The organism is Conexibacter sp. JCM 18997 (assembly GCF_055391915.1).
Map to the genome: position 1 here is coordinate 5066924 of NZ_AP043885.1, position 25751 is coordinate 5092674.

A 25751-nucleotide genomic window follows, 5' to 3' on the forward strand; every position below is an offset into this window, starting at 1 on the left:
GACGTATGTGCGGCGTTTGGTCGAACGGGAGGGATCCGGGCGTACGGTCGCGGGCGTGCGTGGTCTGGTGCTCCTGCTCGTCGCGGTGTCCATCGGCTGGTGGTGCGGCGTGGCGTGGGCGGACCGGTGGGTGCGGCCGGTGGACGGCCGGGTCGTGGGGCGGTTCGAGGTGCACGGGTCGCCGTTCGCCGCGGGGCAGCGGCGCGGGGTGGACCTGGCCGCCGCTCCGGGCGCGCGGGTGGTGGCGCCGTGTGGTGGGTCGGTGGCGTTCGCGGGCGCGGTGCCCGGGCGCGGGTTGGGCGTGTCCGTGCGCTGCGGGCCGCTGACGGCCACGGTGCTGGGGCTGGCCCGGCTGGACGTGCGGGGCGGCGACGCTGTCCGGCGCGGGGCGCCGGTGGGGACGGCGGGCGGGCGCATCCGGCTCGGCGCCCGCGTGACGGCCGAGCGCTTCGGCTACCGCGATCCGCTCGCGCTGATCGGCGCGTCCGAGCGCCGGGTGTGGCCGCCCTCGGTGGGGCCGCGCGTGCGTCCGCGCCCGACGCCGCCGCCCGCCGCGGTGGCGCCGCGGTTTCGGCCGCGCGGGGCGCCCAGCCCGGGCGGGGCGCCAGCGCTGGCCTGGATCGGCGTGGCGCTCGTGGCCTGCGCGCTCCCGGGCGGCGCGATCGCCTGGCGCGCGCGGCGGTCGCGCCTCCCGCTCGCGCGCCGTCTCGGGTCGCGGGCGCGCTGAACGGCGGGCAGCGAAGCCGCGAGGGCGGTCCGCGCCCCTCCGACCGTTGCTTGTCGGATCCGTGGCCGCTGGGACCATGGATCCGACAAGCAACGCGAACGGGCGGGCGGCGCGGCCGATCGGCGGCTGCCGAGTAGCCTGCGTCGCCGTGTCCTACTACGTCACCACGCCGATCTACTACGTCAACGCGGCGCCGCATCTGGGGCATGCCTACACCTCGATCGCGGCCGACATCCTGGCTCGGCACCAGCGGCAGCGGGGCGAGAAGGTCTTCTTCCTGACCGGCACCGACGAGCACGGTGAGCCGGTGGCGATCGCGGCGGAGGAGCAGGGCGTGCCGCCGCTGGAGCTGGCCGACCGCAACTCGCAGCGGTTCCGCGACCTGATGCCGCTGCTGGACGTCTCCAACGACTACTTCATCCGCACCACCGACCCGGAGCACATCCGCCGGGTCCAGGAGGTGCTCGTGAAGGTGCGCGAGAACGGCTACGTCTACGAGGGCACCTACGAGGGCTGGTACTGCCCGCGCTGCGCGGACTTCAAGACGGACGCCGAGATCGGGCCCGACAACACCTGCCCGATCCATCAGATCCCGCTGATCCGCGAGAAGGAGGACAACTACTTCTTCCAGCTCAGCGCCTTCCAGGAGCAGCTGGAGACGCTGTTCGACGAGCCGGGCCGCGACTTCGTGATGCCGCGCCATCGCTTCAACGAGGCGCGCTCGTTCCTGGCCGGCGGGCTGCAGGACGTCAGCCTCACGCGACCGAAGCTGCGCTGGGGCGTCGAGGTCCCGTGGGATCGCTCGCAGGTCTTCTACGTGTGGTTCGACGCGCTGCTGAACTACTACACGGCGCTGGGCTTCGCGCGCGGCAAGCAGCAGGACCTGACCAAGGAGTTCTGGCCGGCCACGGTCCACCTGATCGGCAAGGACATCCTCAAGTTCCACACGATCTACTGGCCGGCGCTGCTGATGGCCGCCGGGCTGGACGTGCCCGAGCACGTCTTCGTGCACGGCTTCCTGCTGACCGACGGCGAGAAGATGAGCAAGTCGCGCGGGAAGGTCATCGACCCGTTCGAGATCATCGAGGACTTCGGCGCCGACGCGCTGCGCTTCTACCTGGTGCGCGAGGTCCAGTTCGGCCAGGACGGCCCGGTCTCCGTCGAGGGGTTCACCACCCGCTACGAGAGCGAGCTGGCCAACGACTACGGCAACCTGGCCAGCCGCAGCGTGGCCATGATCAACCGCTACCGCGACGGCCACCTGGACCCGACCGAGATCGACCCGGAGATCGCCGCCGAGCTCGACGGCCTGACCGACGTCGTCTGCACGCTCCTGGACCGCTGCGACATCACGCCCGCGCTGGAGGAGATCTGGAAGCGCATCCGGCGGCTGAACCGCTACGTCGAGGAGCAGGCGCCCTGGCAGCTGGCCAAGGACCCCGAGCGTGCCGCCGACCTCGATCGCGTGCTGGCCACGCTGCACGAGGCGGTGCGCATCGTCACCGTCCTGCTGCACCCGTACCTGCCCACCGCGACGACGAAGCTGCTCGAGGCCCTGGGCCGCACGGAGACGGGCATCGAAGCGGCCAAGTGCGCGCCCGCGCCGATCCAGGTGACGGTGCTGGAGCCGCTGTTTCCGAAGCGATGATCGACTCCCACACCCACCTCGACAGCTGCGAGCCACCCAACACCGAGCTCGTCGCGGCCGCCGAGGCGGCGGGCGTCGACCGGATCCTCACCGTGGGCATGGACTCGGCCTCGTGCCGGTCCGCGCTGGCCGCCACGGAGGAGTTCCCCCAGGTGTTCGCGGCGATCGGTCGTCACCCCAACGTGGCCCACGGGTTCGACGCGGGCGACCTGGCCGAGCTGCGCGCGCTGGCCGCCCACGACGGCTGCGTGGCGATCGGCGAGACGGGCCTGGACTTCTTCCGCGACCGGGCGCCGCGGGCCGATCAGGAGCGCGCCTTCGAGGGCCAGATCGCGCTGGCCGCCGAGTTCGCCAAGCCGCTGATCATCCACACGCGCGCCGCCGAGGAGCCGACGCTGGAGATGCTGCGCAAGCACGCCTCCGGCGTCACCGTGATCCTCCACTGCTTCTCGATGCCCGACCACCTCGACGAGGTGCTCGACCAGGGCTGGTACGTCTCGTTCGCCGGCAACGCGACCTACCCGAAGAACACGGAGCTGGCCGACGCGATCGCCAAGGTCCCCGCCGACCGCCTGCTGGTCGAGACCGACGCGCCGTACCTGACCCCGCAGAAGGTCCGCAAGCACCCCAATCAGCCCGCCTACGTGGTGCACACGGCCCGGTTCGTGGCCGAGCGCCGCGGCGTCTCGCTGGAGGAGCTCGACCGCAACCTCGAGCGCACGGCGGCGGCGGTCTTCGGCTGGTGAGCGACGGCGCCGAGCTGCCGACGCAGCCCAGCCTGCGGCGGCTGAAGCAGTTCGAGGTGCGGCCCAACCGCGAGCTGGGCCAGAACTTCCTGGTCGACTCGAACATCCTCGGGGTGATCGAGCGCGCGGCCGAGCTCGGCCCCGACGACGTCTGCCTGGAGGTCGGCGGCGGCCTCGGCGTGCTGTCGGAGCACCTGGCCGAACGGTGCGCCCACGTGCACGTCGTCGAGGTCGACCGCAAGCTCGAGGCCGCGCTGCGCGACGCGGTCGACCGCTTCGACAACGTGACGATCCACTTCGCCGACGCGATGGCGCTGGACCTCACCGCGCTGGCGCCCGCGCCGACGAAGGTCGTGGCCAACCTGCCCTACGGGATCGCCGCGTCCGTCCTGCTGCGCACGATCGAGGACCTGCCCGAGGTGACGACCTGGGTGGCGATGGTGCAGAAGGAGGTGGGCGAGCGCCTGGCCGCCCAGCCGGGCTCGGGCGCCTACGGGATTCCCAGCGTGATCGCCCAGCTGGCCACCGACGTGCGCGTCCTGCGGGGCGTCTCGCGCAGCGTCTTCCATCCCGTGCCCAACGTCGACAGCGTGCTCGTCGTCGCCCGGCGCACCGGTCCGGCGGCACCGGCGCAGCTGCGCACGCTCGTCCAGCACGCCTTCGCCCACCGGCGCAAGACCCTGGCCCGCTCGCTGTCGCTGGCCGCGGACGCGCGTCCGGGCATCGGCGAGGACGCCCGCGCCGCGCTCGAAGCGCTGGGCTTCCCGGCCGACACCCGCGCCGAGCGGCTGTCGCCCGCGGACTTCCGCGCGTTGTTCGAGCGCCTGGGGGAGAAGCGCGATGCGTGAGCGCGCGCCGGCCAAGATCAACCTGTGCCTGTTCCTCGGGCCGACGCGCGCGGCGGACGGGCGCCACGAGCTCGTGTCGCTGATGCAGTCGCTCTCGCTGGCCGACGACCTCGCGCTGGACGCCGCGCCCGCCGGGGCGCCCGCCGACGAGGTGATCTGCGCCGGGGTGGACGGCCCCAACCTGGCCGCGGCCGCGCTGGCCGCCTACCGCGCGCAGACCGGCTGGGACGGCCCGCCGCTGCGCGTCGAGATCGCCAAGCAGGTGCCGGTGGCCGCCGGGATGGGGGGCGGCTCGGGCGACGCCGCCGCGGCCCTGCGCCTGATCGCCCGCACCGCCGCGGGGCCCGAGGGCGCCCTCGACGAGGCGCTCCTGCTCCGCCTGGCCGCCGAGCTGGGCGCTGACGTCCCCGCCCAGGTGCGCCCGGGACGCGCGCTGGCCACCGGCGCCGGCGAGCACGTCCAGCACCTGCCCGACGGCCTGCCGTTCGGCGTGCTGGTGCTGCCCGGCGCCCAGCCGCTGTCCACCGCTGCGGTGTACGCCGAGGCCGACCGCCTGGGCCTGCCCCGCGGCGCCGACGACCTGGCCGACCGCCACGCCGAGGTCAGCGAGGCGCTCGAGCGCCATCTCGACCTGCCGCCGCACCTGCTGGTCAACGACCTGCAGCCCGCGGCCGTCTCGCTGATGCCCGACATCGAGCGGTCGCTGGCCGAGGCCCAGCAGGCCGGCGCCGACGTCGTGATGGTCAGCGGCTCCGGGCCGACCGTGCTGGGGCTGTTCCTGGGCGCGCACGGCGCCCGCCGCGCGCAGGCCGCCGCGCGCTTCAAGCTCGACGGCCGCGAGCCCGCCGCGCTGACCGCCGCGCCCGAGCCCGGGTGGGGGCCGCTGTGAAGCCGCTGTGGCTGATCGGCGCGGTCGCGCTGGCCGCGTTCCTGTGGTTGCGCCGGCGCAAGCTCGGCAAGGTCGAGCTGGGGCTCGGCGTCGTCGTGGTGATCGCCGCCGCCGTCTACTCGACGGGCGTCATCCACCTGCCCAACATCGAGCACCTGATCGAGGACCTGGGCCAGGCGCTCGGCGCCTGGACCTACCTGCTCGTGGGCGTGATGGCCTTCGCCGAGACCGGCGCGTTCATCGGCCTGCTCGCCCCCGGGGAGACGGTGATCCTGGTCGGCGGCCTGGTCGCCGGGCAGGGCCAGATCAACATCTTCGTGCTGATCGCGCTGGTCTGGGTCTGCGCGGTGGCCGGCGACCTGACCAGCTTCCTGCTCGGCCGCCGACTGGGTCGCGACTTCATGGTCAAGCACGGTCCGCGCGTGAAGATCACCGAGGACCGCCTGCACCAGGTCGAGGGCTTCTTCGATCGCCACGGCGGCAAGGCCATCCTGATCGGCCGGTTCGTCGGGCTGATCCGGGCCGTCGCCCCGTTCATCGCCGGCTCGTCGGGCATGCCGCTGCGGCGCTTCCTGCCCTACGACATCGTCGGCGCCGGCCTGTGGGGCACGACGTTCTGCCTGCTGGGCTACATCTTCTGGCAGAGCTTCGACCAGCTCACCAACTACGCCAGCCGCGGCGCGCTGGCGCTGGGCACGGTCATCGTGGTCGTCGTCGGGGCGATCGTGGCCTACCGCTGGCTGCGGGAGGCCGAGAACCGGGCCAAGGCGCACGCCTGGCTGCACGAGCAGGCCGAGCGCCCGGCGCTGCGCCCGCTGGCCGCCGTCGCCCGGCCCATCGTCTACCGCGTCGTCGTCCCGGTCTCGCGGGCGCTGTCGGGCCCCGCTCGCTTCACCGCCCAGCGCTTCACCCCCGGCGACCTGGGCCTCGAGGTGACCACGCTGTTCGCGGTCGCCGCGGTCGGCGGCTTCGCCTTCCTGGCCTTCGCCTTCAGCGTCGGGACCGGTGACCCGCTGCCGATCACCGACCGCCGCGCCGTGGACATCGCCAACGACCTGTACGCGGGCTGGCTGGTCGACGTGGCCAAGGTGATCACCGTGCTCGGCTCGCTGCCGGTGGTCATCGGCCTGTGCCTGGTCACGAGCGTCGTGCTGGCCCGCTGGCGGGCCTGGATGGGCATCGCGGCGCTGCTCGTCGGGACGGCGATCGTCTACGTCGGCGTGCACGTGACGAAGAACGCGACCGATCGGCCGCGTCCGACCGATGCCCTGATCGACACCGCCGGATCGGCCTACCCGTCGGGCCACGCCGCCTACGCGGTCGCCTGGGTCGCGGTGGCCGTCCTGCTGGCCCGGTTCGTGCCCTGGCTGGCGGGCCGCGCGGCGGTCGTCGTGGTGGGGATCGCGATCGCCGCGCTGGTCGGGCTGTCGCGCGTCTACCTGCACGTCCACTGGTGGTCGGACGTCGTCGGCGGGTGGGGCCTGGGCGCGTCGATCTACGCTCTGTGCGGCATCTTCGCGCTCCTCGTCGCCTTCATCGGCAAGAATCGTGTGTCCGCATGAGCAACGAGCAGGTCACATACGTCGTCGCTGGAGGCTGCGGCCTGATCGCCATCGCGGCCTTCCTGTGGCTGATCGTGCGCCCGGCGTGGATGTCCTACAACGGCTTCTGGCCGCGGGTCGGCGCGATGTTCCTGACCCTGTACGTGGCGGCCGCGTTCGTGGGCCTGGGCGTGGCCGGCGGACTGGCCATCGCCTGGTTCTGGGACCGGATCGAAGGTACGGTCTGACCGTGCCCGCCACGCGAGCAGCAACGGCGGGGTTCGACCTCGCTGCGCTAGATGCGATCACCGAGGCCGTCGAGTCGGGCTCCGGCCTGCCCGAGGTGGTCCGCGCCGCGGCCCGCGCGCTGGATGCCAGCCTCGCCCTGATCGACCGCTCCAGCGCCGTGCTGGCGGTGGCCGCGCGTTCACCGGCCGACGAGCGCTCGCTGATGGCCGCCGGCGACGGCGTCGTCACCCACGAGCTGCGCGTGGCCGACAACGTCGTCGGCCAGCTGCTGATGCGCTCGCGCATGGATGACGACCCCTCCCGCCCCGGCATGACCCGCCTGGTGCTGACGCTGATCGCCTCCGAGGTCGAGCGCGTCCGCGGCCCCGAGCGGGCCTCCGAGGAGGCCACGGCCCAGTTCGCCGGGGCACTCCTGCGCGGTGAGCTGCTGGATGCCGAAGCGGCGATCGCCCGCGGCCGCGAGCTGGGCGTCGACGTCGAGCACGGCGGCAGCGTCGTGGTCGTGCGCGCCCACCCGCTGGCGCCCGCCGAGGAGGGCTGGCGCAGCCGCTTCCTGGCCGTGGCCCAGCGCGGCGCCCGCGCCGTCCTGCCCACCAGCGTCGCGGGCCTGCGTCCGCACGACGGCGGCCTGGGCGTCGAAGCGGTGGTCCTGCTGCCCGGCGCCGGGGACGAGCAGGCCGAGCGCGCCGCCGACGCGCTCCTGCGCGAGCTGCACGCCGCCCTCACCGGCTACGCCTTCGCCCTCGGGCGCAGCCGCCACGCCGCCGCGCCGCTCGAGCTGGCCCGCGCCCGCAACGAGGCGCTGCTGGCCGCCAACGTCGCCGAGGGCAACGCCGACAGCGAGGCGCTGGCCTTCGAGGAGACCGGCGCCTACCGCCTGCTGCTGTCGGCGATGAGCGAGGACCCGGCCGAGCTGCAGCGCTTCTACGCCGAGACGGTCGAGCCGCTGGTGGCCTACGACGAGCAGTACGAGACCGACCTGGTCAAGACGCTCGAGGCGTTCCTGGAGGCCGACGGGAACGTGGCCGGCACCGCGCAGCGCCTGTTCACCCACCGGCACACGATCCGCTACCGCCTGGAACGCGTCCGCGACCTCAGCGGGCACGACGTCAACTCCAGCGACGGCCGCGAGAAGCTCTCCCTGGGCCTGAAGGCGATGCGCGTGCTGGGCATCGCCGCCCGGGGCGGTCCGGCCACCGAGCCCGGAAGCGTCGGCGGCCGCGTGCCCCGGAGCGGCACGAACCGCTAGCCCGATGCGCATCGGGATCATCACCGGGTCGGGGACCTACGCGCTGCCGGGCTTCGCCGACGCGACGCCCCGCGACGTGCCCACGCGCTTCGGCACCGCGCGCATCACCGAGGGCACGTGGGCGGGCGCCGAGGTCGTGCACGTCTCGCGCCACGGCGAGGGTCACGCGCGCCTGTCCTCCGCGGTCACCCACCAGGCCAACATCGTCGCGCTCAAGGAGTCGGGCGTGGACTGCGTGCTGGCCGCGACGGTGTGCGGCGCGCTCGATCCCGACCTGGAGCTGGGGTCGCTGGTCGTGTTCGACGACCTGCACTTCCCCGTCAACCGCCTGCCCGACGGCTCGATCTGCACGCTGTACACCGAGCCCGGCGAGGCCGGCCGCGGCCACTGGATCTTCGACCGGCCGTTCGCGCCCGCGCTGCGCGAGGCGCTGCTGGCCGGGGCGCGCGAGGCCGGTCATCGCGTGCGCGACGGCGGCACCTACGGCCACGTCGACGGCCCGCGCTTCAACACGCGCAGCGAGATCGCCCAGCTGCGCCACGCGGGCGTGACCGTCGTGTCCCAGACCGCCGGCCCGGAGACCGTCCTGTGCGGCGAGGCGGAGCTGCCCTACGCGCTGCTGGGCTACGCGACCGACTACGCCAACGGCGTCCCGCACGAGCCGACGCCGGTGCAGACGCTGATCGACCTGATCGGCCGCTCGGGTGAGATCTTCGCCTCGACGCTGCGGGCCACCGTCGGGCGCGTCGAGCCGACGCCGCCCACGGGCACCTTCTTCCGCTTCGACTAGCAGCGATCTGCTATTCCACGGGGCCGGATGCCGGATGCTCCCCGCCTGCTCGTGTGCGATGACGCGCCGGGCTTTCGTCTGCTCGTGCAGACCGTCTTCGAGGATGGCGGGTTCACCGTCGTCGGCAACGCGGCGAGCTGGGACGAGGCCGAGCAGTTCGCCGCCGAGCTGACGCCCGACGCGATCCTGCTGGACCTGTGGCTGCCGATCTTCGACCCGGGCGGTGTCGTGCGCGTGCGCGCCGCCGCGCCGAGCGCCGTCCTGGCGGTCGTCTCGTCGCTGTCGACCACCGAGGTGGCCGATCACGTCGCGGGCATCGAGGGCGTCGACCTGATCCTGTCCAAGCGCGAGCCGCCCGAGCGGATGGTGGAGGCGCTCCGCGGGCTGCTGGGCTGAATTGCGGGGCAGGGATTCGAACCCCGATAATCGGCACCAAAAACCGACGTCTTGCCATTAGACGACCCCGCAGCGGTCGTGCCTCGACGCTACCACCGGAGGCCGTAGCATCGGAGCCGTGAGCTCGCCCACTGTCGTGATCATGGCCGGCGGACAGGGCACGCGGATGCGGTCGCGCGTGCCCAAGGTCCTGCACCCGATCTGCGGTCGCGCGATGGCGCTGTGGCCCGTGCACGCCGCGCTGGAGGCCGGCGCGGGCACGGTGGTCGTCGTGGGCGGACCCGATCGGGCCCTGGAGGGCGTCCTGCCCGAGGGCGTGAAGCTGGCCGTCCAGGAGCAGTCGCTGGGCACCGGCGACGCCGTCCGCAGCGCCGCCGAGCTGATCGACCCCGACGAGACGGTGATCGTCCTGTCGGGCGACGTGCCGCTGATCACCGCCGAGGCGATCCGCACGCTGGCCGACGCGCACGCGGCCAGCCGCGCGCAGGCCACGATGGTCACCGCGATCCTCGAGGACCCCACCGGCTACGGCCGCGTGGTGCGCGCGCCCGACGGCAGCGTCACCCGCGTGGTGGAGACGAAGAAGCCGGGCGACGCCACCGACGCCGAGCTCGCGCTGCGCGAGGTCAACAGCGGCCTGTACGCGTTCGCCGGCGGCGCCCTCGTGCGCGAGCTGGCGCAGCTGTCCAACGACAACGCCCAGGGCGAGTACTACCTGCCCGACGTGCTCCCGGCGCTCGGGCCGGTGCAGGCGCACATCCTGGCCGACCCGACGCTGATGCTCGGCGTCAACGACCGCGTCGACCTGCAGGAGGTCCGGGCGATCGCCCAGCGGCGCATCCTCGACGACCACGCGCGGGCCGGCGTCGCGTTCGTCTCGCCCCAGACGACGGTCGTCGACGTCGACGTGACGATCGGCCAGGACACGGTGGTCGAGCAGGGCTGCACGCTGAACGGCACGACGACGATCGGCGTGGGCGCGACGATCGGCCCGCACACGACGCTGCGCGACGCGGCGGTGGGCGACGACGTGACCGTGCGCCAGTCCTACGTCGACGGCGCGCGCCTGGAGGCCGGCGCGACCGTCGGCCCGTTCTCCTACCTGCGGCCCAAGGCGCACCTGCGCGAGAAGGCCAAGGCGGGCGCGTTCGTGGAGATCAAGAACTCCGACATCGGCGCCGGCTCGAAGGTCCCGCACCTGTCCTACATCGGCGACGCCGACGTGGGGCCGGGCACGAACCTCGGCGCCGCGACGATCACCGCCAACTACGACGGCGTCAACAAGCACCGCACGACGATCGGCGCCAACGTGAAGACCTCGGTGGACACGACGTTCGTGGCGCCGGTGACCGTCGGCGACGACGCCTACACCGCCGCCGGCAGCGTGATCACCGAGGATGTGCCGCCCGGCGCGCTCGGCGTCGCGCGCTCGCGTCAGAAGAACATCGAGAAGTACGCAGACCGCCGCCGCCCGGCTGAGTAGTCTTTGCAGCAGATGAGCGGTATGGATGCTCAAGCGCTCTTGTCGGCCACCTCACTCCCCATCGAGTACGACAAGCGCCTGATGCTGTTCTCCGGCCGGGCGAACCCGGACCTGGCCGCGAAGATCGCCGACAAGCTCGGCGTCGAGCTCGGACCGGTGACGCTGAAGACCTTCTCCAGCGGTGAGGTGTACTGCCGCTTCGACGAGTCGATCCGCGGCGCCGACGTCTTCCTGATCCAGCCGACCGCGGGCAACCCGGCGACGGGCATCTCGGCCAACGACGCGTTGATGGAGCTGATGCTCATGATCGACGCGGCGGTCGGCGCGTCGGCCCACCGCGTGGTCGCGGTCACGCCGTGGTTCGGCTACAGCCGCCAGGACAAGAAGTCCGCGCCGCGCGAGCCGATCTCCGCCCGCCTGGTCGCGCGCATGCTGGAGTCCGCGGGCGCCGATCGCGTGCTGACGATGGACCTGCACGCCGGCCAGATCCAGGGCTTCTTCCACAAGCCGGTCGACCACATGACCGCGCTGTTCATGCTCACGCAGTACTTCGACGACCTCGGCCTGGACGATCTCGTCGTCGTCGCGCCGGACGTGGGCCGGGCCAAGCTGAACCAGAAGTTCGCCGAGAAGCTGGGCGCCGAGCTGGCCATCCTGACCAAGGAGCGCCCCGCCCACCAGGTGGCCGAGATCGGCTACGTCATCGGTGACGTCGCGGGCAAGAACGCGATCATCGTCGACGACATGATCGACACGGCGGGCACGCTGTGCGCGGCCGGGCAGACGGTCAAGGACGCCGGCGCCAAGCGCGTGTACGCCGCGGCCACCCACGCGGTCTTCTCCGGCAAGGCGTTCGAGAACCTCGCGTCCGCGCCGTTCGAGCAAATCGTCGTGACCGACACGATTCCGCTGCGCGAGGGCGCGCCCGACAACGTGCGCGTGCTCTCCTGCGCCGAGCTGCTGACCGACTCGATCCGCCGCATCTTCACCGACGGCTCGGTCTCCGAGGTCTTCGGCGGCGAGAACCAGCTGTTCTAGGGGTGTCCTCGAGCGCGTACCTGCTGCTCGAACGCCTCGGCCTCTCCGAGGACGAGCTGTGCCGGGTCTTCGGCACCGATCCGCTGTCGATCCTCTCGGGTCAGGTCGACGCCGACCCGCGCCTGGCCATCCTGCTCACGCTGACCGCCGAGGCCGAGGTCAAGGTTGGCCCCGACGCGCTGCGTCTGTGGGCGCGGCGCAACCCGCAGCACGCGCATCTGCTCGACGGAGACTTCGCCGCGTTCGAGGATGAGTTGGCCACGCTGGCCGAGCGTGGCCTGACCATCACTCGGGATCCGGGCGCTTCTCGCCGGGCCAGACCCCAGTGAGGTGCGCGAAGCCCTTGGCCCCGCTGCGGTTCACCGCGGCGCGGACGACGGCGAAGATCGCCGCCTGAAGGCCGGCCGCGATCAGCACCTTGGCCAGCGGCGCGTCCTCGGTGGTGGCCTCCGGGGGCTCCGCCTCGTCGATCTTGCCCCAGGCGAAATTGAAGATCTGGCGCCCGATCAGGCCCGCCACGATCCCCAGGATGATCCCGAACGGCTTGTAGAGCAGCTTCATCGTGTCGACTCCATCCTGCGGTTTTCTGTCCGGTCGGTCGATTGAATCGAGTACCCAGCAAGCGGAGGATGACAACCGTGAGGGACGACGGGCACAGTGAAGAGCTGTTGCGCCGCGCTCTGCTCGACGAGGCGGACGCGGCAGCGGTCGCCCTGCGCGTGGAGCCGTTGTCGCTGTGCGACGCGCTGACGGTGATCTTCCACGGGCGGCGCGACCTGGGCACGATCCAGACCTACATCGCCCACGGCGGCCTGGGCGCCGGGACCGCGGTCGGCCCCTCGCAGCTGCTGCGCGTGCCCTGTGACCTGGATCTGGCCGACGCGCACGACCGCGACGAGGCCGAGGAGCTGTACGCGATCCAGGCCCAGGCGCTGCGCGACGCGATCGTCGCCGCCGACACGGTCCTGGCCGTGTGGCGGGAGCCGCTCCAGCAGGCGGTCGGCTCGGAGGTGGCGATCGACCGCTCCATCGAGATCGACGTGCGCCTGCCCGCCCAGCGCCTAATGCCGGTCGCCCTCGTCGCGCCCGAGCGCCAGATCACGGTCGCGCCGGTATGCAGCGCGCGCACGCTGGCCGAGGGCCGCCCGCCGATGGGCATCGCCCTGGCCCAGCCCGACGTGGCCTGGATCTACCCGCTGCCCGAGGACCCCGAGCAGTGCCTGGAGGACTTCCTCCAGCGGGCCGCCGCGCACGCCCACGAGACCGCCGAGCGCCTCGAGCACCAGGAGGCCTCCGTGCGGCGCTTCCTCGAGCTCAACGGCGACGACTGACGCCGGAACCGGCCGCAACCGCCGCCGGTGCGACTACCTTCCGGCGCCGGGTGCGTCGTCTGTTGCTCATCGTCGCCGGGGTCCTCGTGTTCCTGGCCATCGCCTTCGTGCTGGCCCGGTGGCTGTCGGCCGAGAACGTCGAGCGCGACAAGGTCACGGATCTGCTCGACGCCCAGGCCAAGGGCGACGAGGCGGCGATGCTCGAGCAGATCGACGGGTGCATGCAGCGGCCCGCGTGCGTCGGCGCGGTGCGGGCCAACGCGGAGCAGCTGAAGGACCCGGGCCGGATCGAGATCGTCGCCTTCGACAGCGACACCTCGCACGCGCTCGGCGCGGCCACCGGCCCGACGCGCGTGGTGTGGAAGACGCCGACGCGGCTGACCACCGTCCAGTGCATCGAGATCCGGCGCACCGGCAGCGTGTTCTCCGGGCCGTCGGTTACCGTGACCGGCCTGAGCGAGCCGATCGGACGGGAGAGCCCATGCTGAGCAACTTCCTCCCGGCGGTCGTGTTCCCACCCCGACTCATGCTGCGCCGCTTCGCCCTGCCGTTTTTCGCCCTCGTCGCCCTCGCCGCGGCCGCTGCCCCCGCTCACGCGGCCGATACGCCGACCCGTCAGACGCTCTACCAGGACGGTCCGGACGGCCGGTACCTGCTCGGCGGCGAGTGGGCCTTCCGCAAGCCGTCGACCGGCTGGAGCGCGGTCTCGGTGCCCAACGCCTGGAACGCGACCGGCGACACGGTGGCCGACTTCCTGCCCAGCGTGGGCTACTACCGCAAGAGCTTCGACCTGCCGGCCGGCGGCACGCGGCGCGACTGGGTGCTGCGCTTCGAGTCGGTCAACTACCGCGCCTACATCGACTTCAACGGGCACCGGATCGGCACCCATCAGGGCGCCTTCACGCCGTTCGAGATCCGCATCCCGCACTCGCTGCTGCGCCGCGGCGCCAACACGCTCGAGGTCAAGGTCGACGCGCGCCACCGCAGCGCGCTGGACTTCCCCTACGCCGGACTGAACGCGGCGGGCGACCCCAGCGCGGGCTGGTGGCCGTACGCCGGGATCCTGCGCGAGGTGTACCTGCGGGAGGTCGACCGCGTGGATCTCGACCAGGTCCAGGTGCTGCCCGACCTGCACAGCCCCACCGGCTCGGCCAGCGTGACCTTCCGGGCCCGGGCGGTCAACGTCACGGGCTCGACCCAGCGCGTGAGCGTGACCGGCACCTACGGCAACGCGCGCGTGACGCTGGGCAGCGCCACGCTGGGCCCCGGCCAGTCGCAGACGCTGGCCGGCCGCGTCACCGTGCGCAACCCGCGGCTGTGGGAGCCCGGCTCGCCCTACCTGTACACCGCGACGGTCTCGGCCCGCGTGAGCGGCGACCTCGTGCGCCAGTGGAGGGTCCACTCCGGCGTGCGCTCGCTGCGCGTGGCCTCCGACGGCTCGCTGCTGCTCAACGGCAAGCGCGTCAACGCGCGCGGCTTCGCGCTGCACGAGGACTGGCCGGGCGAGGGCGGCGCGCAGTCCAACGCCACCCGCGACCAGCAGCTCAACTGGGTGCAGGAGGCGGGCGGCGACATGATCCGCTCGCACTACCCACTGCACCCGCACGTCTACGAGGAGGCCGACCGCCGCGGCATGCTCGTGTGGAACGAGGTGCCCTTCTACCAGGTGCGCACCACGATCCTGGACGACTCGCGCGTGCTCAAGCTGGGCGACCAGTACCTGCGCGACGACGTGATCGCCAACTCCAACCACCCGTCGATCATCGTGTGGTCGATCGCCAACGAGCTCAACGCGCTCGTGGGCAAGTACCAGACCGACTACATCCGCCACGCCGCCCGGCTGGTGCGCTCGCTGGACGACACGCGCCTGGTCGGCCAGGCCTTCGCGGGCTACCCGTCCGCGGGCTGCCAGAAGGGCTACTACCCGCTCGACGTGCTCGGCGTGAACCTGTACTTCGGCTGGTACACGGGCCGGCTGGGCGAGATCGCCGACCGCACCCGGCTGTCGGACTTCCTGGACCAGCTGCATCGCTGCTACCCCAACAAGGCGATCTTCGCGACCGAGTGGGGGGCCGAGGCCAACCGCGAGGGCCCGGCCGACGAGAAGGGCACGTTCGCCTTCCAGGCGCAGTGGGCGCGCGACACGCTGGCCATCATGGACACCAAGCCGTGGCTGGCCGGTGCGCTGTACTGGACGCTGCAGGAGTTCCGCATCCGGCCCGACTGGGACGGGTCCAATCCGTACCCGACGTCGCCGCTGCACCAGAAGGCGGTCATCGAGTACGACGGCACGAAGAAGCCGGCCTACGACGTGCTCGCGCAGATGTACAAGGCGCACCCGCAGCTCTCGCGCTGACGTTCGCCCCGTGGGCACCGGCGATCGGCCGCTACCATCGTCCGTCTCATGGCCAAGACTTCTGCGACCAAGCTCGACGCTCGCGCGCGCACGCCCGAAGGCTCCCGCGCGACGCGCCGCCTGCGCCGCGAGGGCCGGATTCCCGGCGTCCTCTACGGCGGCGGCGAAGATCCCGTTCCGTTCGACGTCGACGCCCGCGAGCTGCGCCACGCGCTGGCCGCCCGCGGTGCCGTGCTCGACGTCGCCATCGACGGCAAGACCGCTTCGGCGGTGCTCAAGTCCGCCGACCGGCACCCGGTCCGCGGCGAGACCACCCACATCGACCTCCTGCGCGTGCGGCTCGACGTCGCCATCCAGGCGACCGTCGTGGTCGAGCTGGAGGGCGTCGACGACGCCCCCGGCGTGGTCGAGGGCGGTGTCATCGAGCAGGTCACCCGCGAGGTGACGATCGAGGCGCTCCCGACCGAGATCCCCGAGTCGCTCAGCGCCGACGTCTCGGCGATGGTGATCGGCGACACGCTCTACCTGAGCGCGGTCAAGCCGCCCGCCGGCGTGACGCTGGTCGACGATCTCGAGGAGACCGTCCTGGCCACGCTGACCCCGCCGAAGCTGGGCGAGCCCTCCGAGGACGAGATCGAGCAGGAGACCGCGCTCGTCGGTGAGGACGGCGCCGAGGCCTCCGCCGAGGGCGAAGAGGCCGCCGCCGAGGGCGACGCGCCCGCCGAGGGCGACGCATCCTCGGACGACTCCGCCGAGTAGCTGGAGGGAGGACCCTGCCCGTCGACTGGCTCGTCGTCGGGCTGGGCAACCCCGGCTCGGAGTACGCCTACACGCCGCACAACGTCGGCTTCGAGGTCGCCGCGCGGCTGGCCGCGCGCTGGCAGCTGCCCAAGGGCAAGGCGAAGTACGCCGGGCTGATCACCGACGGGCGGACCGGCCCCGGCGGCCCGCGGGTCGCGGTGCTGCTGCCGCAGACCTACATGAACGACGCGGGCCGCTCCGCCGGCCCGGCGCGCGGCGCGCTGCAGGTCGAGCTGGATCGCGTGCTCGTCGTGCACGACGAGATCGACCTGCCCTTCGGGGACATCCGCGCCCGCCTGGGCGGCGGCCTGGCCGGCCACAACGGCCTGAAGTCGCTCAAGCGCGAGCTGGGCAGCGCGGACTTCGCGCGCGTGCGCATCGGCGTGGGGCGGCCGGACTCGACCGATCCCGAGATCGTCGCCGCCTACGTGCTGGGCCGCTGGCGCCAGCCGCGCGACGAGGTCGACGCGCTGATCGAGCAGGCCACCGACGTGGCCGAGCGGATCGTGCTGGGCGAGACGTCGCTCGCATAGCGAGCGCGCCGCCCGGGCAGCCTCCGAGCATGCAGGTACACAAACGTCTCACTTCGCTGGCGTTCGCGATGGTCGCGACGCTGGCGCTCGCCGGCTCGGCCCACGCGGCCTCCGGCCCCTCGTCCATCGCGCTGCCCGCCGGCTTCGGCCCCGAGTCGTTGACCGGCTCCGGCGCGACGCTGTACTCGGGCTCGTCGAGCAGCGGCGCCGTCTGGGCCGGCAGCGCGCGCACCGGCAAGGGTCGCGTCCTGGTGCCGGCGCACGCTGGCCGCGCCGCGCTGGGCATCGCCGTCGCGGGCGGCAAGCTGGTCGTGGCCGGCGGCGACACCGGCAACCTCTACGTCTACGACCGCCGCACCGGGCGCGACGGGCGCACGTTCGCGTTGGGCGGCAAGCTGATCAACGACGTCGTGGTGCACAACGGGGTGGCCTACGCCACCGACACGCTCGCGCCGGTCCTCTACCGGGTCACGCTCGACGGCTCCGCGCCGGTCCGGGCGATCCAGCTGTCCGGCTACCCGACCGCGGCCGGCGCGCCCGGCGCCGACGGCATCGTGCTCGACGGCACGACGCTGATCGTGGGCGACATCGCCTCCGCCGGATTGGTGCGGATCAACCCGGCCACCGGCCTGAGCACGCCGATCACGCTCGGCGGCGCCACGCTGACGTTGAACGACGGCCTGCTGCGCGACGGCAACCGCCTGTTCGTGGCCGCGGGCACGGGCCACGTGACGCGCGTGCTGCTCAGCGGCGGCGCGGCCAGCGGTCGCGTGACCGCCGACCGGCAGGTGGCCGACGCGACGGTCGACATCGCCAAGGCGGCCGGGACCATCTGGTACGTCGACGCCGCCTTCCAGCAGACGCCGGACCCGAGCTCGGTGGCCATGATCCGCCGCGTGCCTCGGTCGCTGTCCTAGCACGTCGGGTGGGACGCGGCCGGCGGGCCGCGTCCCAGCTCCCGAGCGCCGGTCAGCGCGCGCGGACCGTCCGCTTGAACGTCGCGGTCTTGATCGAGCCCCCGCCTCGGCTGGTGATGCGGATGCTCACCTTGCCCTTGGTCTTGAGTGTGATCTTCACGCGTGCGCTGTAGGGCCGGGCGCCCGACGCGGGGCCCGAACGCTTCAGCGAGAACTGCTTGGTGAAGCGCACGACGCGGCCGTTGCGGCGGCCGATCGTGGTCACGACGATCTTCTTCGTCGACGAGCGCACCAGCCCGTTGCGGCTCCCGCGCAGGCGGGTGGTCAGCTTCAGGGTCGGCTTGTAGAGCTTCTTCTTCGACGTCGAGGCGCTGCTGTTCGTCTTGGTGGTCGTCGTCACCGGGGCGGCCGGGGTCGCCGGTGTGGGGGCGGCGTTGGCCCCGTTGGCGCCGTTGGCTCCGGCCGTGCCGAAGGCCAACGCGCTCAGGCAGCCCAGCGATCCGCCGAGGATCTGCACCGGCACGAGGCCGTCGGTGCACCCGCCCGCGCCGGGCACCTGGATGTTGGTCGGCAGGACGCAGATCAGCGACCCGCCCGTCGGTTGCGCAACGGAGACCGTCGAGGACGGGCACCCCGCCTGGCCGCCCCCGGGCAGCAGGCAGACCACGGCCTGGGCGCTGACCTCCGCCGCCACGCTGCCGTCCGGGCAGGCGGGCGCCGCGCCGACCTGCGGTGCGTCGGGCACCGCGCAGACCGATCCGCTGGCCCCGATGTAGACGACCACCAGGCCACTGGCGCACTGCCCGCCGGTCCCCAGGACCGGATTGGCCGGTATGCCGGGCAGCGCTTGCGCCGACGCCGACGTTGCGGCCAACCCGAGCGCCAGCGTGGCGATCGCGGCCGCGAGCATCCCTGACTTCACCCTCATGATTCCTCCGCCGTCCCTTGCCGATCGTGGCGCGCTCCCACTCCAGCGCGCTCCGTGCGCCGTCATTACCGCGCGAACGACGGAACTATGCGCGCCAACCGCGAAATCCGGTCTCCTAGACTCGAAGGCAGACCCCGTGCCGCGCTCCGCGCGGTCGTTCGTCCTGTCCAGATGACCCTCGCCTGATGGCTCTCCGCCCCCTCCTCGCCCACTTCGAAGACGACGCCGACGCGGCCACGCTGGCCCGCGACGGCGGCCGCGCGTTCACGTCCTCGTCGCTGCGTCCGTTCGCCCTGGCGGCGCTGGCCGACCGCGATCCGCGCACCCCGACGATCGTCGTCGCCGGCGACGACCGCCAGGCCCGCGACCTGGCCGCCGACCTGCGGGCCTGGCTGGCCCCGCGGGCGGTGCGCTTCTATCCCAGCCGCGGGGTGGCCTACGAGTCGCACCTGGCCCCGCCGCCGCATCTGGTCGGCCTGCGGGTCGCCGCGCTGGACGCGCTGCTGGAGCACGACGGCACCAGCGACGCGCCGGTCGTCGTCGTGTCCGCGGTGGCGCTGAGCGAGAAGGTCCCCGACCCCGAGCTGCGCCCGCACTCGCTGCACCTGAAGGTCGGCGAGCTGCTGGACATCGAGGAGTTCACCGGCCAGCTGGTCGCCGCCGGCTACGAGCGCGTCGACCAGGTCACCGACCGCGGTCAGTTCGCGGTGCGCGGCGGCATCCTTGACGTGTATCCCGCCACCGAGGACCGGGCGGTGCGCGTCGACCTGTTCGACATCGAGATCGAGTCGCTGCGCTGGTTCTCGACCTTCACGCAGCGCTCGCTGGGGGACGCCGAGGAGGTCGAGGTCGCGCCCGCCGCCGAGCTGGCGCCCGAGCACCGCGAGCTGGCCGAGATCGCCGCGCTGTCGGCGGAGGACGAGCGCCCCGACATTGCCGAACTGCTGCCGGTCGATCGCTTCCGCGCCTTCCTCGACCTCGCGCCGGCCGCGGCGAGCATCCTGGTCGCCGCCGAGGAGGAGATCGCGCCCGCGCTGGCCGACCACTGGCAGGACGTGTGCGCCGCCTTCCACGACGACGACGCGCGTCACCTGTACGTGCGCCCGGACGACATCAAGGCCGCGCTGGAGCAGCGCGCCGACGTCCAGCTGAGCGCCATCTCCGGCGACCAGCCGATCCAGCTGCGCGGCCAGGCCGCCGACACCGCCGCGCGCTCGATGAAGGAGGCCGAGAGCGAGCTGGAGAAGCTCGTGCGCTCCGGCTACCGCACGATCGTGGCCTGGCCCCGCCGGGGCGAGGGCGAGCGCGCGGGCTACAACCTCGCGCGCATGACCGCCTCCTGGCTGAACGGGGGGAATCCGTCCCACCCACCCGGCGCCCCCTCCCTGCAGTTCAGCGTGGCCACGCTGCGCGACGGCTTCATCGCCCCGTCGCTGAAGCTCGCGGTGATCCCCGAGCACAAGCTGGTGCGCCGCCGCCGGGCCGAGTCCGACGGGGGCACCAGCGGCCGCGGGCGGCGCGGCGCGCTGCGCAGCTTCGCCGACCTGCGCACGGGCGACATCGTCGTCCACGAGGACCACGGGATCGCCCGCTTCGCCGGCTTCGACACGCGCACGGTGGCCGGCGTCACGCGCGACTACCTGCTGCTCGAGTACGCCGGGGCGGACCGCGTGTTCGTCCCCTCAGACCAGCTGACGAAGATCTCCCGCTACGTCGGCGCCGGCGGCGACCACCCGCCGCTGTCCAAGCTCGGCGGGACGCGCTGGGACACGCTCAAGGCCCGCGCCCGCCGCGCCGCCCAGGAGATGGCCGGCGAGCTGCTGAACCTGTACGCCGAGCGCAAGCGCCGCACCGGCCACGCCTTCCCGCCCGACGGCGACTGGCTGATGGAGTTCGAGGCGAAGTTCCCGCACACCGAGACCGCCGACCAGCGCGAGGCGATCGAGGTCGTCAAGGCCGACATGGAGACGCCGCGCCCGATGGACCGCCTGATCTGCGGCGACGTCGGCTACGGCAAGACCGAGGTCGCGCTGCGGGCCGCGTTCAAGGCGGTCGAGGGCGGCACGCAGGTGCTGATGCTGGTGCCCACGACGATCCTGGCCCAGCAGCACTTCGGGACGTTCGCCGAGCGCCTGGCCGACTACCCGATGACCATCGAGCAGGTCTCGCGCTTCCGGCCCGCCGCCGAGCAGAAGGACGCGGTCAAGCGCTTCAACGAGGGCAAGCTCGACATCCTCATCGGCACGCACCGGCTGCTCTCGCGCGACGTGCGCCCGAAGAACCTGGGCCTGATCATCGTCGACGAGGAGCAGCGCTTCGGGGTCAAGCAGAAGGAGCTCCTGCGCCAGCTGAAGCTGCGCGTGGACGTGATCTCGATGTCGGCCACGCCGATCCCACGCACGCTGCAGATGTCGCTGGCCGGCGTGCGCGACATCTCGGTGATCGAGACGCCGCCCGAGGGGCGCCGCCCGGTCAAGACCTACGTGGGCGAGTACGACGAGCAGCTGGTCAAGCAGGCGCTGGAGCGCGAGCACCGGCGCGAGGGCCAGGCGTTCTTCCTGCACAACCGGGTGGAGACGATCGACGAGACCGCCGAGCGCCTGCGCGCGCTGTGCCCGGGCCTGAAGTTCGAGGTGGCCCACGGCCAGCTGGAGACCGACGAGCTCGAGGCCCGGATGATGAGCTTCCTGCGCGGCGAGGCCGACGTGCTGGTGGCCACCAGCATCATCGAGTCGGGCATCGACATCCCGCAGGCCAACACGCTGATCGTCGAGCGGGCCGACATCTTCGGCCTGTCCCAGCTCTACCAGATCCGCGGGCGCGTGGGCCGCTCGCGCGAACGCGCCTACGCCTACCTGCTGTACCCGTCGGCCGACGCGCTGACCCACGAGGCCAGCCAGCGGCTGTCGGCGCTGAGCGACTACACCGAGCTGGGCGCGGGCTTCCGCGTGGCCATGCGCGATCTGGAGATCCGCGGCGCGGGCAACCTGCTGGGCGACGAGCAGTCCGGTCACGTCGCCGCGCTGGGCTTCGAGCTCTACCTGGCCATGATCGACGAGGCCGTCGCCGCCGCCGAGGGGATGAGCGAGGACGTGCCCGAGCCGGTGCGCCTGGACGTCAACGTCGACGCCTACGTGCCGGCCGACTACGTGCCCTACGAGCAGGCCAAGATCGATGTCCACCGGCGGATCGCGGGCGCGACCGAGGTGGCCGACCTGGCGCTGCTGCGCGACGAGCTGGAGGACCGCTTCGGCCCTGTGCCCGAGCCGCTGAGCAACCTGATCGACCTGCAGCAGGCGCGCATCAAGCTGGGCCAGGCCGGCGCCACCGCCGTGACCTTCCGCCAGGGCCGCCTGGCCGTCACCCCGATCGAGCTGGACTCGGTCAAGGCCAAGGCGATCCGCGAGCAGATCCCGGGCGCCCTGTACGAGTCGGGCAAGTCCCAGCTGTCGATGCGCGTGCCCGACGACCCACAGCAGCGCTTCCCCGCCGTCGTGCGGGCCGCCGATGTGCTGCTGGCGGTCGTGCGCGAGGCCGCGTAAGCTTCCTTCGAGGGCCTTGACCTGGGCTTCATCTGGCATCGCCAGCCTAGGTTCCATGCGCCCTGCTTCCGCTACCCTCTCGCGCCCTATGCGCCGAACGCTCCGAATTCTGCTGCCCGTCTTCCTCCTGGGCGCGGTGGCGGTCGTCCTGTCCGCTTGTGGCGGCGACGACAACGACACCAGCACGACGAGCACCGCCCTGCCGGGCAACGCGATCGCCCGCGTCGGTGAGGTCCCGATCACCAAGGACGACTTCACCCACTGGATGACGGTGGCCGCCGCCTCCACGGCGGCCCAGAGCGGTCAGACCGGCGAGCTGGCCAAGGTGCCGGACGCCCCGAACTACACGGCCTGCGTCGCCGCCCGCAAGAAGGCCGCGCCCGCGCCGGCCAAGGGCCAGCCGACCACGACCGACGCGCAGTACAAGGAGCAGTGCGCGCAGACCTACGAGCAGCTGCGCTCGACGGTCGCGACCTTCCTGATCACGTCGCAGTGGATCGAGCAGGAGTCCCGCAACCGCAAGATCACCGTGACCGACGCCCAGGTGGCCAAGGATCTCGACAAGCTCAAGAAGCAGCAGTTCCCCAAGGAAGCCGACTACGAGAAGTTCCTCAAGCAGCAGGGGATGACGAACGACGACGTCCTCTTCCAGCAGAAGCTGACGACGCTGCGCACCGACCTGCAGACCGCGGTGACCAAGGGCAAGGACACGGTCACCGACGCGCAGATCTCGGCTTACTACGACAAGAACAAGTCGCGCTTCGCGACGCCGGAGATGCGTGACGTGCGCATCGTGCTGACCAAGACCGAGGCCGAGGCCAACGAGGCCAAGCAGGCGCTCGAGGACGGCGGCACCTGGAAGGACGTCGCCAAGAAGTACTCGATCGACGACGCCTCCAAGAACAACGGCGGCCTGCTGCAGGGCATCGCCAAGGGCCAGCAGGAGAAGGCGCTGGACGACGCGATCTTCGCGGCCAGCAAGAGCGAGATCGGCGGCCCGGTCAAGACGCAGTTCGGCTGGTACGTCTACGAGGTCGACAAGATCACCGCGGCCGACCAGCAGACGCTCGACCAGGCCAAGGACACGATCAAGCAGATCCTGACCTCCGAGCAGCAGCAGAAGGCCCTGACCACGTTCGAGAAGAACTGGGAGAAGTCGTTCAAGGCCCAGACGATCTGCCGCTCCGGCTACACCGTCGACCAGTGCAAGAACGCGCCGAAGACGACGCCCACCACGGCGACGTCGACGGTCGCCCAGCCGAACACCACGGCCAGCGGCGGCTGATCGCCGCCATCACCGTGCCGTCATCGCTGTCCCGCCATCGTCCCGCTCGCTTCGGCGTGCGGGGCACCGGCGGGGCCGCGCTCCTGGCGGCCTGCGTGCTGCTGACCGCCTGCGGCGGTGACGGCGGCGGCGGATCGACGACCGGCGCGTCGGTCCCGGCGACGACCACCGCCGCCACACCCGCCCCGACGACGACCGCGGCGACGCTCACCCACGCGCAGCTGGTCGAGCAGGCCGACGCGGCCTGTGCGTCCGCGGCCGAGGCGATCGCCGCCGTGCCACCGGCGCGTTCGCTGTCCGCGCTGGCCGACTACGCCCAGCGGGTCGGCCAGATCGGCACCGACCTGAGCGACGCGCTGGGCGCGCTGCGCCCGGCCGCGGCCGACCGCGCGGCCTTCCAGACCTACGTCGACGGCGTCGACGCCTCCAACCAGGCGCTGGCCGCGATGGGCAGCGCCGCCACCAGCGGCGACGCCGGCGGCGTGCGCTCCGCCGCCCGCTCGATCGACGAGGTCGGCGTCGGCGTGCTGGCCACGCGCGCCGGGCTGCCCGGGTGCGCCGCGACCTCTGCCAGCGGGGCCGGGTCCTGAGCGAGCTCCTCGAGCCCGAGGAGTTCCGCCGGGTGGCCGGCGCCATCGAGGCGGCGGTCGGTCAGGCGGTCGTGGGCCAGCGCGACGCGGTCCGCGGCGCGCTCGTCGCGCTGCTGGCCGGCGGCCACGCGCTGCTGGAGGGCGTCCCGGGCCTGGGCAAGACCACGATGGCGCGGGCGTTCGCCTCCGCGCTGGGCCTCGAGCACCGGCGCGTGCAGTTCACGCCGGACCTGATGCCGGCCGACATCACCGGCACGACCGTGCTGACCCAGGACGAGGGGGGCACGCACGCCGAGCTGCGCTTCCAGCCCGGGCCGGTCTTCGCGCAGCTGCTCCTGGCCGACGAGATCAACCGCGCGGCCCCGCGCACCCAGAGCGCGCTGCTGGAGGCCATGCAGGAGCACACGGTCACGATCGGCACGCAGACCCGCGCGCTGCCTCGTCCGTTCTTCGTGCTGGCCACCCAGAACCCGGTCGAGCTGCAGGGCACCTACCCCTTGCCCGAGGCCGAGCTGGACCGGTTCCTGGTCAAGCTCGAGTTCACCTATCCCGGGCGCGAGGAGCTCAGCGCGATGGTCGTGCACACGGCGGCGCAGGCGGCCGATCCGCCCGTGCCGACGGTGGCCGACGCGGACACGCTGCTGGCCATGACGGCGCTGGTCCGCGCGGTGCCGGTGGCCGCGCCGGTGGTCGACTACGCCAGCCGGCTCGTGCTGGCGCTGCAGCCCGACGGGGCGGACGCCGTCGACGACGTGCGCCGCCACGTGCGCCTGGGCCCGAGCCCGCGAGGGGCGCAGGCGCTGGTCCTGGCCGGCCGCGTGCTGGCGCTGATGGACGGCCGCATGAGCCTGGCCTTCGCCGACGTGCGGGCGATGGCCCTGCCCGCGCTGCGCCACCGCCTGGTGCTCGGCTTCGAGGCCGAGCGCGCCGGCGTCAGCGCCGACGGCCTGGTCGCCCAGACGCTCGAGCGGGTGCCCACCGAGCGATGACCGCGCCGCTCGTCGACGCCGGCGAGCTGCGCCAGCTGGAGCGCCTGCGCTACGTGCAGCTCGACGCGCTGATGGCCGGCCTGGTCGGGCGGCCGGTCGGTGCGGCGGGCGGGCGTGGGCTGGAGTTCTCCGAGTACCGCCCCTACACGCCCGGCGACGACCTGCGCCGGCTGGACGCCAACGTGTACGCGCGGCTGCGCCAGCCGGTGGTCAAGAGCTCACCGGCCGAGCGGCAGTTGGGGCTGGCGCTCCTGCTCGACGCCAGCGGCTCCATGGACGCGGTGGCCCGCCACGCCAGCCGCCTGACGGCGCTGCTGGGGGCGGTGGCGCTCCTGCGGGGCGATCGCGTGCGGTTGTCGGTGCTGGCCGACGGGCTGGCGCAGGCCGAGCGTCAGCTGTGGGGACCGCGGGCGCTGGGCGCCCTGCTCGAGCAGGTCGAGGGCGCGCCGCCGGCCGGGCACACCGACCTGGCCCGCTCGGTGCGGGCGGCGCGGTCGCGCTCCGGCCCCGCGCAGATCGCCGTGCTGGTCAGCGATGCGCTGGTCGAGGCCGACGCGCTGGACGAGGCGGTGCTGGCGTTGGCCGCGTCGGGGTCGGCCAGCGCGCTGGTGCAGGTCGAGCCGGCGGCGCTGGACGAGACGCGCGGCCCGGTCGAGCTGGTCGATCAGGAGACGGGCGAGCGCCTGGCCGTGGCGCTGTCGGCGGGGGCGCTGGCCGCGCACCGCGAGCGCGTCGAGGCGCTGGCCGCCCGCGTGGCCTCGACCTGCGCGGCGCACGGCGTCGCGCACGTGCGCGCTCGCGTGGGCGGCGAACCCCTCGACGACCTGCTGGCGCTGGCCGAGCACGGCGCCCTGCTCGAGCGCACCCGCTAGGGC

At 72.9% G+C, this 25751-nt stretch carries 26 protein-coding genes and 1 tRNA gene; 24 read left to right on the forward strand and 3 right to left on the reverse strand.

The genetic code is table 11. From position 1 onward, the window contains the following. The first annotated feature begins 55 nt into the window (after positions 1 to 55). The 10 genes from ACZ5UI_RS25340 to ACZ5UI_RS25385 all read left to right on the forward strand — a co-directional run bounded on the left by ACZ5UI_RS25340 (position 56) and on the right by ACZ5UI_RS25385 (position 9083). A complete protein-coding gene (locus tag ACZ5UI_RS25340; protein ID WP_464192405.1) occupies positions 56 to 727 on the forward strand; it encodes a murein hydrolase activator EnvC family protein in 672 nt (223 codons plus the stop codon). 148 nt (positions 728 to 875) lie between these two features. After that, complete coding sequence (gene metG / locus ACZ5UI_RS25345; RefSeq protein ID WP_464192407.1) at positions 876 to 2375, forward strand: methionine--tRNA ligase; 1500 nt, start codon at positions 876 to 878, stop codon at positions 2373 to 2375. Beyond that, a complete protein-coding gene (locus ACZ5UI_RS25350; RefSeq protein ID WP_464192410.1) occupies positions 2372 to 3121 on the forward strand; it encodes a TatD family hydrolase in 750 nt (249 codons plus the stop codon). Before metG ends, ACZ5UI_RS25350 begins: the two co-directional genes overlap by 4 nt. Beyond that, the gene (gene rsmA, locus ACZ5UI_RS25355) at positions 3118 to 3969 is read left to right on the forward strand and encodes a 16S rRNA (adenine(1518)-N(6)/adenine(1519)-N(6))-dimethyltransferase RsmA (protein ID WP_464192412.1); all 852 of its coding nucleotides are present in this window, start codon (positions 3118 to 3120) and stop codon (positions 3967 to 3969) included. The genes ACZ5UI_RS25350 and rsmA overlap by 4 nt, the downstream gene beginning before the upstream one ends. Further along, positions 3962 to 4858, forward strand: a complete 897-nt coding sequence (locus ACZ5UI_RS25360; protein ID WP_464192414.1) for a GHMP family kinase ATP-binding protein — start codon at positions 3962 to 3964, stop codon at positions 4856 to 4858. The genes rsmA and ACZ5UI_RS25360 overlap by 8 nt, the downstream gene beginning before the upstream one ends. Then, positions 4843 to 6420 (forward strand): phosphatase PAP2 family protein, encoded by a 1578-nt coding sequence (locus ACZ5UI_RS25365; protein WP_464192416.1) that lies wholly within the window; start codon positions 4843 to 4845, stop codon positions 6418 to 6420. Before ACZ5UI_RS25360 ends, ACZ5UI_RS25365 begins: the two co-directional genes overlap by 16 nt. Beyond that, on the forward strand, positions 6417 to 6647 hold the full coding sequence (locus ACZ5UI_RS25370) for a hypothetical protein (protein ID WP_464192418.1): 231 nt from the start codon (positions 6417 to 6419) through the stop codon (positions 6645 to 6647). Before ACZ5UI_RS25365 ends, ACZ5UI_RS25370 begins: the two co-directional genes overlap by 4 nt. A 2-nt stretch (positions 6648 to 6649) precedes the next feature. Further along, positions 6650 to 7897: a PucR family transcriptional regulator gene (locus ACZ5UI_RS25375; protein ID WP_464192420.1), complete on the forward strand. Its 1248-nt coding sequence runs from the start codon at positions 6650 to 6652 to the stop codon at positions 7895 to 7897. A gap of 4 nt (positions 7898 to 7901) precedes the next feature. After that, entirely contained in the window at positions 7902 to 8687 is a 786-nt protein-coding gene (locus ACZ5UI_RS25380; RefSeq protein ID WP_464192422.1) for an MTAP family purine nucleoside phosphorylase, read from the forward strand. A 27-nt stretch (positions 8688 to 8714) separates the two neighbouring features. Further along, positions 8715 to 9083 carry a response regulator gene (locus ACZ5UI_RS25385; protein WP_464192424.1) on the forward strand — a complete coding sequence of 123 codons (369 nt, stop codon included), beginning with the start codon at positions 8715 to 8717 and terminating at the stop codon, positions 9081 to 9083. Between the two features lies 1 nt (position 9084). On the opposite strand, the gene ACZ5UI_RS25390 is transcribed toward ACZ5UI_RS25385, so the two are convergent. Then, positions 9085 to 9155 (reverse strand) — tRNA-Gln (locus ACZ5UI_RS25390). A gap of 46 nt (positions 9156 to 9201) precedes the next feature. Here ACZ5UI_RS25390 and glmU point away from each other — a divergent pair. The 3 genes from glmU to ACZ5UI_RS25405 are packed head-to-tail and all read left to right on the forward strand — an operon-like array spanning position 9202 to position 11933. Further along, complete coding sequence (glmU, locus tag ACZ5UI_RS25395; protein ID WP_464192426.1) at positions 9202 to 10566, forward strand: bifunctional UDP-N-acetylglucosamine diphosphorylase/glucosamine-1-phosphate N-acetyltransferase GlmU; 1365 nt, start codon at positions 9202 to 9204, stop codon at positions 10564 to 10566. Between the two features lie 60 nt (positions 10567 to 10626). Beyond that, positions 10627 to 11604, forward strand: a complete 978-nt coding sequence (locus tag ACZ5UI_RS25400) for a ribose-phosphate diphosphokinase (protein ID WP_464197886.1) — start codon at positions 10627 to 10629, stop codon at positions 11602 to 11604. 2 nt (positions 11605 to 11606) lie between these two features. Next, entirely contained in the window at positions 11607 to 11933 is a 327-nt protein-coding gene (locus ACZ5UI_RS25405) for a hypothetical protein (protein WP_464192428.1), read from the forward strand. On the opposite strand, the gene ACZ5UI_RS25410 is transcribed toward ACZ5UI_RS25405, so the two are convergent. Continuing rightward, on the reverse strand, positions 11890 to 12165 hold the full coding sequence (locus ACZ5UI_RS25410) for a DUF4235 domain-containing protein (protein WP_464192430.1): 276 nt from the start codon (positions 12163 to 12165) through the stop codon (positions 11890 to 11892). The two genes, ACZ5UI_RS25405 and ACZ5UI_RS25410, sit on opposite strands and share 44 nt — an antisense overlap. Before the next feature lie 77 nt (positions 12166 to 12242). On the opposite strand from ACZ5UI_RS25410, the gene ACZ5UI_RS25415 reads away from it, so the two are divergent. From ACZ5UI_RS25415 to ACZ5UI_RS25440, 6 genes are all read left to right on the forward strand, one after another. Then, a complete protein-coding gene (locus tag ACZ5UI_RS25415) occupies positions 12243 to 12935 on the forward strand; it encodes a hypothetical protein (protein WP_464192432.1) in 693 nt (230 codons plus the stop codon). Positions 12936 to 12985: 50 nt separating this feature from the next. Further along, positions 12986 to 13423, forward strand: coding sequence for a hypothetical protein (locus ACZ5UI_RS25420; protein ID WP_464192434.1), 438 nt, complete (start codon positions 12986 to 12988; stop codon positions 13421 to 13423). Further along, on the forward strand, positions 13417 to 15291 hold the full coding sequence (locus ACZ5UI_RS25425; RefSeq protein ID WP_464192436.1) for a glycoside hydrolase family 2 protein: 1875 nt from the start codon (positions 13417 to 13419) through the stop codon (positions 15289 to 15291). Before ACZ5UI_RS25420 ends, ACZ5UI_RS25425 begins: the two co-directional genes overlap by 7 nt. Positions 15292 to 15339: 48 nt before the next feature. Then, positions 15340 to 16050, forward strand: coding sequence for a 50S ribosomal protein L25 (locus ACZ5UI_RS25430; RefSeq protein WP_464192438.1), 711 nt, complete (start codon positions 15340 to 15342; stop codon positions 16048 to 16050). A 41-nt stretch (positions 16051 to 16091) separates the two neighbouring features. Then, entirely contained in the window at positions 16092 to 16625 is a 534-nt protein-coding gene (gene pth / locus ACZ5UI_RS25435) for an aminoacyl-tRNA hydrolase (protein ID WP_464197888.1), read from the forward strand. A gap of 68 nt (positions 16626 to 16693) precedes the next feature. Continuing rightward, positions 16694 to 17542 carry an SMP-30/gluconolactonase/LRE family protein gene (locus tag ACZ5UI_RS25440; protein WP_464192440.1) on the forward strand — a complete coding sequence of 283 codons (849 nt, stop codon included), beginning with the start codon at positions 16694 to 16696 and terminating at the stop codon, positions 17540 to 17542. Between the two features lie 52 nt (positions 17543 to 17594). Here ACZ5UI_RS25440 and ACZ5UI_RS25445 read toward each other — a convergent pair whose 3' ends face one another. Further along, positions 17595 to 18470, reverse strand: coding sequence for a hypothetical protein (locus ACZ5UI_RS25445; RefSeq protein ID WP_464192442.1), 876 nt, complete (start codon positions 18468 to 18470; stop codon positions 17595 to 17597). Between the two features lie 185 nt (positions 18471 to 18655). Here ACZ5UI_RS25445 and mfd point away from each other — a divergent pair, with 185 nt between their 5' ends. The 5 genes from mfd to ACZ5UI_RS25470 all read left to right on the forward strand — a co-directional run bounded on the left by mfd (position 18656) and on the right by ACZ5UI_RS25470 (position 25748). After that, positions 18656 to 22012, forward strand: a complete 3357-nt coding sequence (gene mfd / locus ACZ5UI_RS25450; protein ID WP_464192444.1) for a transcription-repair coupling factor — start codon at positions 18656 to 18658, stop codon at positions 22010 to 22012. Positions 22013 to 22100: 88 nt separating this feature from the next. After that, a complete protein-coding gene (locus ACZ5UI_RS25455) occupies positions 22101 to 23297 on the forward strand; it encodes a peptidyl-prolyl cis-trans isomerase (RefSeq protein WP_464192446.1) in 1197 nt (398 codons plus the stop codon). A gap of 14 nt (positions 23298 to 23311) precedes the next feature. After that, complete coding sequence (locus ACZ5UI_RS25460) at positions 23312 to 23887, forward strand: hypothetical protein (protein ID WP_464192448.1); 576 nt, start codon at positions 23312 to 23314, stop codon at positions 23885 to 23887. Further along, the gene (locus ACZ5UI_RS25465; protein ID WP_464192450.1) at positions 23851 to 24876 is read left to right on the forward strand and encodes an AAA family ATPase; all 1026 of its coding nucleotides are present in this window, start codon (positions 23851 to 23853) and stop codon (positions 24874 to 24876) included. The genes ACZ5UI_RS25460 and ACZ5UI_RS25465 overlap by 37 nt, the downstream gene beginning before the upstream one ends. Then, positions 24873 to 25748, forward strand: coding sequence for a DUF58 domain-containing protein (locus ACZ5UI_RS25470; RefSeq protein ID WP_464192452.1), 876 nt, complete (start codon positions 24873 to 24875; stop codon positions 25746 to 25748). The genes ACZ5UI_RS25465 and ACZ5UI_RS25470 overlap by 4 nt, the downstream gene beginning before the upstream one ends. Positions 25749 to 25751: the final 3 nt, after the last annotated feature.